Source organism: Cupriavidus sp. DL-D2 (assembly GCF_039710735.1).
In the GTDB taxonomy this organism is placed as follows: domain Bacteria; phylum Pseudomonadota; class Gammaproteobacteria; order Burkholderiales; family Burkholderiaceae; genus Cupriavidus.
In genome coordinates this window covers 1-974 of sequence record NZ_JBDKXK010000140.1, presented here as the reverse complement: position 1 = coordinate 974, position 974 = coordinate 1, and the positions used below count along the sequence as shown (strand labels likewise).

Genomic DNA, 974 nt, shown 5'->3' with positions numbered 1-974 from the left:
TTCCATCAACGCCTGATCGCGCAGCGCATCAGCGTGGTCGATCTGACCACGGCCTACTGGTTCCTGCTGGTGCAGGACTTTGCGCGCCAGGGTCCGCGTGACTACGGCGTGCTGCGCCAGGTCCACGCAGGCGGCGAAGCGATGCCGCCAGAAGGGCTCAAGGCCTGGCGCGAAGCGGGGCTGTCGCACGTGACGCTGCTGAACACGTACGGCCCGACCGAAGCCACGGTCACGGCTACCGTGCTGGACTGCGCGCCGTACGTCGAAGGCAGGCCCTTGCCGGTGCAGATGCCGATTGGCACGCCGCTGGCGGGTCGCCGGGTCTATGTGCTCGACGGCCAGATGCAGGCCACACCGGCTGGCGTGCCGGGTGAGTTGTGCATCGGCGGCGATCTGCTGGCGCGCGGCTATCTGGGCCGGGCCAGCCTGAGCGCCGAGCGCTTTGTGGCCGATCCTTACGGCGAAGCGGGCGCGCGGCTGTATCGCACGGGCGACCTGGTGCGCTGGACGGCGCAAGGCGAACTGGAGTACCTCGGCCGGATCGACCACCAGGTCAAGATTCGGGGCTTCCGTGTGGAATTGGGCGAAGTGGAAGCCAGCCTGCTTGCGCAGCCGGGCGTGCGCGAGGCGGTGGCGCTGGCGCAAGGGGCACCGGGCGGGGGCACGCGACTGGTGGCCTATGTCTCGCCGCAACCGGGTTACGAACTCGATGGCGACATCCTGCGTCAGGCGCTGGCCGCCGAGCTGCCGGACTACATGGTGCCGGCTCCGCTGGTGGTGCTCGCACGCCTGCCGCTGAACCCGAACGGCAAGGTGGACCGGCATGCGCTGCCGGCGCCGGAAGCGGTCATTGGCGATAGCACGCAGCCGACCGAACCGCCGCAGGGCGAGACCGAGCAGGCGCTGGCCGCGATCTGGGCCGAGGTGCTGGGCCTGCCTGCCGTGGGCCGGCACGACAACTTCTTTGCGCTCGG

General features: G+C 70.0%; 1 protein-coding gene. It reads left to right on the top strand.

The features are described from left to right. Positions 1-974: AMP-binding protein (locus tag ABDB81_RS30360; RefSeq protein WP_346814415.1), on the top strand; the 974-nt coding region annotated here is incomplete at both ends.